Source organism: Coleofasciculus sp. E1-EBD-02 (assembly GCF_040218245.1).
Taxonomy (GTDB): Bacteria; Cyanobacteriota; Cyanobacteriia; order Cyanobacteriales; family Coleofasciculaceae; genus Coleofasciculus.
The window spans coordinates 1-8,371 of sequence record NZ_JAVJQN010000005.1 but is presented as its reverse complement, the minus strand read 5'-3'; the positions used below and the strand labels follow the sequence as shown (position 1 = coordinate 8,371).

Genomic DNA, 8,371 nt, shown 5'->3' with positions numbered 1-8,371 from the left:
CAATTTTAGCGATGTTAGTCCAGTAAGCTGTTCGGCATTCAAACCTTAATGTCAACAATGACGAAATCCTTGTAGTGCGAGCCGGAAAGCTCGCTACTAATACGCAATTTAAATGCATGACAGCTTAAGCTTTTGCCTTCTTACGGGGGGCAAAGGTGCGTTACGCTTCGCTAACACACCCTACTGGCATGACCCACCTAAAATGGTGAATTAGAATTGTAGGGGCGCACGGCGTGCGCCCATTCTAACAGTAAAATCTGTTGCACAATTTTAGCTGGGTCACGACACTACCGCTGGATTTTCTGTTGCTTGTTGCCTTCCTTGGGATTGAATCGGGCGCACGCCATTGAATCGGGCGCACGCCATGCGCCCCTACCCTTACGACAAGCTGGCTAATTCAACTAACTGCTGTGCCAACTCTTGAATCACAGGACGAGTTTTCACCGATTCACCCCGAATCAGTCGGTGAACTGTTCCCTTTAACTGGGGGGATTTCGTTTCAATCTCATCGGTTGTGGCATTAATATCGCTATAAATAATCGCAATCACACTCAAGTTCAGCTTTCGACAAAACGCTTGCCAATCCACTACCTCGGATTCCGACTTGGCTAAAATCACGGCATGGGTAGCTTGAGCCATAATTAACTCATTTTCTGCACTTATCTTACCCCCCACATCAAACAGTAATAACGAGTTTTTAATCACATCAACCGTTCGCGCTTTGTCCTGGGCAAATTCGGGTGTAAACTTCGCCTTATACTCAGCTTTTAATTCTGCCGCTAACTCTGGGTACTTCTGTGCTGTTGGTGTAAACCAGGAACCATCCCCATCTGGACAACCGGAAATCGTGTAAAAATCCTGGGGAACATCATCTCGCTCCAGAATTGCCTCTTTCAACCCATCCCGAAAAACGGTTTTGCCTGTATTTGGAGCGCCACACAGCACGACTTTCACCGTCTGACAGGGGTCACGCTTGATATCAATCCGGTCTCCTACCTGGTAATCTGGAGTATGACTAATCGTGATCATATAACGGTCTAAGTCGCGATCGCCTATTTTCGGATCAAAGACTGCGATCGCACTATAGCGATGAGCCAGTTCCAGTGCTAGAACAAAAGAGGCTAACACCGTTGAACGCCCATGGATTTTGAGCAGTTTCCCTCCTGGCAATTGCCCCGAATTGATTAATTGCTGTAACTGCGCTTTAGCATCGCGGAGAATTTGGTCGCCGCCTGCTTGCACCCCATTGTTAATCTCTATTCTCAGGACATCTCTTTCCCGACGGATCAAAAAGGAAGGTGCCGATAACTCAGCCAACGTCTTCCCCTGAATCACTTTACCCGTGTGAAAATCAATGCGGCTACCCAAAGGATACTCCGGTGTCGTACTACTCACCACCACATACGCCCCCAACCGTGTATCCGCCACTGCAACCACCCGATACAGATGCGCCACCTCATGAGCCAGAGTATAACTCGCCGCCACTGAAATCCGCCCATCAATCTTGAGCAGATTCCCCCCGGAAAGTTCTCCAGAAGCAATCATTTGGCTGACGCGAGTCTGCACATCTTGCACGATGACATCGCCAGCAGCCGGAATCGGCTTCCCTTCATCGGTTTTGGCAAAATCCACTTTCAGAGTATCGCCTTCCAGGTGTATTGAATAAGCCATGATTCGGTTTTCCTGATTAATCGGTGTGACTACTAAGCCTGACATGAGTTGACCTTCCTTTTCGAGTAGAGACTTTGGATGCAACGTCTCTACTATCGCAGGCAGTAAGAAAAGGGGTCTTCCAACCTCCACAAAAAGGGGGTTTTTATTTTACCTAAAATGTTATAACATAATAACAAGTAACTTAAAGGCAAAATATCAAAGGAGAAAACAATATGACACACCTCTCCCCTAACTTCGACAGCAGCAATACGGCTGAACCCCCTATCCAGCAAAACTTAGAGGAATTAGGCATAACCCAACTCCTCTCGTTGCTCAAGCACTACAGCGACATTGACTTCGATGCAGCCCAAATGCACCTGACGGATGCGGAAGTTCATGCGATCGCGGCGTTATTTATCCAGCAGTTGACCGAAAGCCTGAATGGTAAACTCATTGCTGGAGCCTTAAATACTCTGCGTCACAGTGAAGAAATGGAGGACATAACCCAAGAAGACGGGCGGGTTTTGCCACCCAGTTGGGTAAAACAATTCCTGTTTGTGCCTAAACCCGCCCCTACACACTTAAACCTCAACAATTCTCCCCGTGAAGATGAGGAGAACCTATACTGTTATCCCACCGATTCTGATCAGGGAATCAAGCCACTATCGGTGCATAGCCCAACCGGACGCTATAATCCAAAAGGACCCCACAATCCCCGCCCGATTACCCAGCGAGAAGAATACATTATTGACCTTTATTGTTACTGCAAACTAAGGATGACACCCAGGCGGTTTTATGCCAAATGGGGTGTCACGTATGAGCAAATGTCTCACATCTGTTTTCGTTCCCTAGGAACCGTTCAATGTTGGTTCAACCGAGGTCAAGACTATCGCCCTGCTCAACCCGTTGACTTGCGCCAGTTAACCATCGTAGATTTTTTGTTAGATCACTTTGAAGAACTCCCCCAATTCTTAATTGATCGGCTCTGTTCCTATTAAAACTGAATCGGGAAGTATGAGGGGTTGCTCCCCTCTTTCTCCCCTCATACTCAATGTTTTCTATCGTCAACCCAACCTACAACTCAAAGGCAACAGGCAACAGGCAACAGGCAACAGTCAGGCTATACTAATTAAGGTGCGTTACGCTTCGCTAACACACCCTACACATAGAGCCTTTGCGTAAGTCAGACAAGGTAGAATTTGTCATGGTTCGTGGAGTCCGGAGCGAAGCGGAGGAACGAAACGAAGCATCTGTCCAGATTCTTCGCTTTGCTTTCCAATAACATGATAAAACGCAACTTGGTATAAGGTGCGTTACGCTACGCTCTCCCCACCGCAAGACTTATTCAGCAGCCCCTAAATACGTGACAATTATCGCCATTTATATCATCCTTCACCACCCAATCGGATGGCGCTCCTTCAACGAACATCTGACCCAACTACATTTTCATCTGGAATCAATGATAACTTGGTAGGTTACGGCGGATTTATTATTGAATGGCTCATCTCCTAAATTTAATACCGCCTAACCCACCCTACTGGCTACTGGCGTAGCACACCTTAATTGGTGGATTAGAATTGTAGGGGCGGGTTTTACAGATAACATGAGAACCCCAAACTGATAACTTAACTAAACCCGCCCTTTTCCGGTGGCTATAATCAAAAACTGATAGTTAGTCAAATCCCCCCATGTCTGCTGAAGAATTTTTCCCCACCGTCCACTGCTTAGAAACACTTGTACCAGAACTGTTGCAAGTTTCTACTCATCCATCGACTCCAACCCAATCCAAGAATTGCCTCAATCTTTTAGTCTGTGGCGCTCGGCGGTGGGTCATGCTCCGGTCGTTGTATGACTGCGACAGTGACTTTTTTATCGAATTTGAAACTGAACTCTTTAACTGTGCGGATTGGTTAAAGCAGTTTCAGCAAAAAGTTGATCATTACAAAACTCGTTCTTTCTCCGATTGGATATTTTCCGATTATACTGAATCTTTCAAAAATCAGTTCATTGCCACCTTAAAATCTCGATATACCTTAGAGAAAAATAACATTGACGAACTGTTGTCAACTCCCATTTTTGCCGCGACTGACCGTACCTTACGCAATCACCTAACTCAGTTGTCTCAGCTTAAAAATCCGTTCCTAGAGCGACAACTGATCAATCCCCAAGCTACAACCAAAAAGCCAATTCACAAATTCCGCAAACGGTCAACGGCTGCTATCCGTGAACGATTCGCGACCGAACCTAATTTTCAACTTGAGGGAACCTTAGAATTCTTTACCAATGATGTATCTGATATTGCTCAACTATTATTCACAAAAATTAATGGCGAACAACGCTTATTTATTCATCATGACTATGTAGTCAAAGAAGACTTGCGGGAAACCTCAGCGGATTTAGCCGATCGCCTTAAAAAAGTTTGGCAAGAGACTCCCACGCCACCGCTACAAATTACCTATCACAGTGCTTACTTAAATCAAACTCAAAACTACACCGTTTATCCAGTTTGCCTATATTATTATCAGCGGGCTTACTACCTCTGCGCCTTCGGTCAAAGACCACAGAAAACGGCAACCCAACCGCCAGTCGGATGGTATAACTACCGTTTAGAACGGATAACTAAACACCAAAAACTGTCTTGGGATACTCCCCATCTCCCTTTCTCCAAATCTGACATTATCAACGATCCTAAACAGTACAATCCAGCTTATATTCAACAGGAATTAGACGCCGCTTATGGCTTTGATTTCTATGAAAACTCTGAGTTAAGCCTGCTGCGGTTTGATCCTGATTTTGCCCAGCGTTACATCGACAACTCCTTCCGTCATCCCACCTTTGAGAAACTGGAGAGTTCTGAAGCAGCACAGGCATTAATTGAGCAATTAAACTTACCCAATCCCCAACAACTTTTAGCCCATATTCACGCCTATCCCAATGCCGCTTATTACATTTTCCGCTATCGCCAGCAGGACAATACTGTAATCATGCGTCTTCGCGCTTGGGGATCTAAAGTAGAAGTCATTTTTCCAGATGAATTGCGACAGTGCATGAGACAGGATATAGAACAAACCTGGCAACTCTATCAAACCAATGACATAAGACATAAGACATAAGACAACTTTAATTGTCCCCACCGACTGAATCACGCAACGTTTCGACTGTTAAAACTTGCGGTGGCGTTGCATCTGGTGGATACAAAAAATCGAATTGCACTAATCTTTGACTTGATGGTGGCATGTTCAGCGTCACTAAAGGTTCTCCTGCTTGTCCTCGCTGTTGGACTAAATGCCAATACCCGGTTCGAGGTAATCCGGTATTATCGTTATAGCGTAGTCGCACCGTTCCTCGGAAAAAGACTTGATTGGCTGGAGGTTCTAGAAACCGTAATCCGTCCTGAATTTCCTCTTGTTTTAGAGGCGTTTGTAAGGATACGGTAACTGTTTTTGTCTCCTGAGTTGGATTCACCAACGGTAAGGTTAAACTATATTGCACGCCATAGTTTCCATGGGCAAAATAGGCAGTATCAGGATAACGTACCAGCATCCTCGCACTCTGACTTTGATCCGTTCCTAAACGTCCACCGGGTAAGGTACTCAATCCGTAAGAAAAGGCTTCTCCTGGTTCAGGAATCGTCAAAACCTGGGAGGTTGGACTATCGGTTAACTGAGTTTGCCACTGTGATCCTTGAGCCACACCTGCAACCCGACCATAGATAATATTACCCGTTGTCGAGTCAGGTGGAGTAGGGGCGCGATCGCGGGGTTTAGCTAATTCTCCTGTATCCAATAGCTGTTGCCATTCTACCAGAGTGGGGGCGCGTTCATTTCCCGCCTCATCGGTGGGTGCATAACGGGCGAGACTGGCTAGATAGACCTGTCCATCACTGCGTAACCGCATTAACGTGGAACGCCCATTAATCGGTGGTTCTAAGGATTTCACGGGAATCGGTAAATTGAGTAACAGGCGGCTTTGTTGAGGCGGAATCACCACTTGCGGCGGAAACTCAGCTTGGCGATAGCCTCTCAAAATATCACTCATCACCCGACTACCGGGACCTGCATATACTGTACCTTGGGGATTCTCAACTTGAGAGGGTAACTGGATAAACGGTGCATCAGGTTGACTTAAGTAACTAGCCCCTGGCAAAATATCAACCGTGACCGATTCTTCACCCGGATTATGCACAAGTAGTCCCAAATATAGCGTCCGTAAATCATCAGGTGTTGGCGCTTTAGCAACATGATGGGCAAAGATATCAAAACGTCCCTGAAAGGGAAAGTTTAAGTGGGCGCTGGGAGTGGCTTTGTTGTTTCCAGGAAATGTCGAGAGTAAAATTCCCTCGGTTTGCACAAGTTCCGGACTATTGCTATTGAAAACAGGAACCTGATCCAATTGCCCCGGTAATGGACGCACGTCTTGCGGCTGTACAATCTCCACTGGGGGTGGGGGTGTAGGGGTAGCTTGGGCGAGGGGAAAAATGGGCAAAAATACAAACATGTAAGGATCAAGGTTTAAGATTGAGGAAATGGGGAACAAAGAAAATAAGTTTACCTCATTACTTTGAAAATCGCCATATAGCCGACTATAGCGCTTGGCGATCAATACAGATTTATCCTTCAGGACTGTGCAAAAGTCGCTAATAGAGGCATGTAGGGGCGACCCGCTGCATAAATGAACAATTCCAATCCGCTCAATTGGATCGGGTCGCCCTTCCTCAAACCTTGACAAAACTGTTTATTATAAGTACGAATCTTGGTACAAGATTGCTTCCATTATTTAGGGTTTTGGTATACAATGAGACAAATTCCATTATTATATAATATTTATAGGGTATCTCTCTAGTTAATGAAAAATTCCATGCAAGCCAGACCATTTTTAAAATGGGCAGGTGGAAAAAGCCAACTCATTAAAGAAATTGATAAAAATTTGCCTGAGGAGTTAACTCAGGGAAAAATTAATCGATATATTGAACCCTTTGTCGGTGGTGGGGCTGTATTTCTATATATTGCCCAGTTGGGCAAAATTGAAGAGTTTTTTGTTTGTGATATTAATCCTGAACTCATTTTAGCGTATAAGACTATCCAGAAAAATGTAGAAGACTTGATTGAAGTTCTGTTAAAGCTTCAAGACAAATATTTATCTTTCGATGCCGAGGAACGAAAGCAATATTTCTATCAAATCCGCTCTCAATTCAATCTACAGCGCCAACAAATAGACTTCCATACCTATTACCCAGACTGGGTTGAGAGAACCGCTCAGCTAATTTTTCTCAACCGCACCTGTTTTAATGGATTGTTCCGAGTTAACTCCAAAGGAGAATTTAATGTTCCAATCGGTCGCTATAAAAATCCAAAAATTTGTCAGGTAGATAACCTGAAAGCGGTGGCTCAAATTCTGAAAAACACTCAGATTCATTATGGAAATTTTACCGATTCTGAAGCGTTTGTGGATAATCACTCTCTAGTTTATTTCGATCCTCCCTACAGACCTCTAAGCAAAACCGCTAATTTTACGTCCTATTCTCAAGAAATTTTTGATGATTCGTCACAGTTAAGATTACGAGATTTTTTTCAAGTGCTTGATCAGAAGGGTGCTAAGTTAATTTTGAGTAACTCTGACCCCAAAAATGAAAACTTAGAGGATAATTTTTTTGACGTTGCTTATGCAGGATACCCTATAAAACGAGTAAAGGCACAACGCCCTATTAATAGTAAATCAACTAGGCGAGGACAGATTAATGAATTGTTAATCAGGAATTATTAAATGTAGTGGTGTGGCACACCTAATTTGGTAGATTAGCATTGTAGGGGCGCACTGACGTGCGCCCGATTTAACTGTATAATCTAGGGCTAAAGCCCTTACTACAAGCCGAGCAATTAAACAGAAATAATGTCGTTACTTAGCCAACTTAGCTTTAACTTGAGAAAAGTCCTAGTAGAATATAGGATATAAGGTATAAGTACAATTGTTGTCCAGTAATCGGGGTGCTGAAACTTCAACAACCCTGACTTAGCTAACGCTTGAAGTCAGGGATTGTCGGACAAACGACAATTAAACGTTGAATACCGCATAGAGTCTCGGTTTGGTACAGACACCCGGATGTTTCCTTAGTCCGGATTAAATCTAAAGCCTTTTGTCGGGCTGTTGTTAAGTCAAGACATCTTAACCGAGATGGCGGGAAGGGACTACACACTCACTCCTGAGGATTATCTCCATGTTACGAGTACCAGTTCTATCAAAGTCAGGTAAACCCTTGATGCCAACCAAAGCTAGTCGTGCTAGACGTTGGTTAAAAGAAGGTAAAGCTAAAGTTGTGCATAACGATTTAGGATGCTTTGTCATTCAGTTGACCTTTGAGACAGGAGAAAATACCCAACCTATAGCTTTGGGCATAGATCCCGGCAAATGTTATTCAGGGATTGGGGTTCAATCGAGCCTTACTACCCTTTGGATGGCTCATTTAGTCCTACCGTTTAAAACGGTTAAAGAACGGATGGAATTACGGCGAGTCATGCGTCGAGCAAGACGGGGAAGACGAATTAACCGGAAGCTGTCTTACTCTGAACGTTGTCATCGACAAAAAAGGTTTAATAACCGTAGGCAAGGCAAATTACCTCCCTCAATTCGAGCTAACAAACAGCTAGAGTTACGGGTAGTTAAAGAGTTGTTTAAGCTGTTCCCCATTAGTACCATTCACTACGAGTTGGTCATGGCTGAT

General features: G+C 44.4%; 6 protein-coding genes. 4 read left to right on the top strand and 2 right to left on the bottom strand.

Translation table 11 applies throughout. The annotated features are described in order from the left end of the window. Positions 1 to 378 precede the first annotated feature (378 nt). Positions 379 to 1,716, bottom strand: coding sequence for a hypothetical protein (locus tag RIC07_RS00415; protein WP_446392790.1), 1,338 nt, complete (start codon positions 1,714 to 1,716; stop codon positions 379 to 381). A 170-nt stretch (positions 1,717 to 1,886) separates the two neighbouring features. Here RIC07_RS00415 and RIC07_RS00410 point away from each other — a divergent pair, with 170 nt between their 5' ends. Together RIC07_RS00410 and RIC07_RS00405 are read left to right on the top strand one after the other, a co-directional pair. Then, positions 1,887 to 2,651: a hypothetical protein gene (locus tag RIC07_RS00410; protein ID WP_446392789.1), complete on the top strand. Its 765-nt coding sequence runs from the start codon at positions 1,887 to 1,889 to the stop codon at positions 2,649 to 2,651. 690 nt (positions 2,652 to 3,341) lie between these two features. Beyond that, positions 3,342 to 4,766 carry a TIGR03985 family CRISPR-associated protein gene (locus tag RIC07_RS00405; protein ID WP_446392788.1) on the top strand — a complete coding sequence of 475 codons (1,425 nt, stop codon included), beginning with the start codon at positions 3,342 to 3,344 and terminating at the stop codon, positions 4,764 to 4,766. Positions 4,767 to 4,773: 7 nt separating this feature from the next. Here the strand turns inward: RIC07_RS00405 and RIC07_RS00400 are convergent, their stop codons facing one another. Continuing rightward, entirely contained in the window at positions 4,774 to 6,150 is a 1,377-nt protein-coding gene (locus RIC07_RS00400) for a DUF3370 domain-containing protein (protein ID WP_446392791.1), read from the bottom strand. Positions 6,151 to 6,498: 348 nt separating this feature from the next. On the opposite strand from RIC07_RS00400, the gene RIC07_RS00395 reads away from it, so the two are divergent. Together RIC07_RS00395 and RIC07_RS00390 are read left to right on the top strand one after the other, a co-directional pair. Further along, the gene (locus RIC07_RS00395; protein WP_446392787.1) at positions 6,499 to 7,416 is read left to right on the top strand and encodes a DNA adenine methylase; all 918 of its coding nucleotides are present in this window, start codon (positions 6,499 to 6,501) and stop codon (positions 7,414 to 7,416) included. A 451-nt stretch (positions 7,417 to 7,867) separates the two neighbouring features. After that, a partial coding sequence (locus RIC07_RS00390; protein WP_446392786.1) for an RRXRR domain-containing protein occupies positions 7,868 to 8,371 on the top strand: 504 nt, incomplete at its 3' end.

What these genes read in the sequence shown, in the direction of transcription:
- RIC07_RS00415 (WP_446392790.1), bottom strand. Translation starts at nt 1,716, where the DNA reads ATGTCAGGCTTAGTAGTCACACCGATTAATCAGGAAAACCGAATCATG.
- RIC07_RS00410 (WP_446392789.1), top strand. Translation starts at nt 1,887, where the DNA reads ATGACACACCTCTCCCCTAACTTCGACAGCAGCAATACGGCTGAACCC.
- RIC07_RS00405 (WP_446392788.1), top strand. Translation starts at nt 3,342, where the DNA reads ATGTCTGCTGAAGAATTTTTCCCCACCGTCCACTGCTTAGAAACACTT.
- RIC07_RS00400 (WP_446392791.1), bottom strand. Translation starts at nt 6,150, where the DNA reads ATGTTTGTATTTTTGCCCATTTTTCCCCTCGCCCAAGCTACCCCTACA.
- RIC07_RS00395 (WP_446392787.1), top strand. Translation starts at nt 6,499, where the DNA reads ATGAAAAATTCCATGCAAGCCAGACCATTTTTAAAATGGGCAGGTGGA.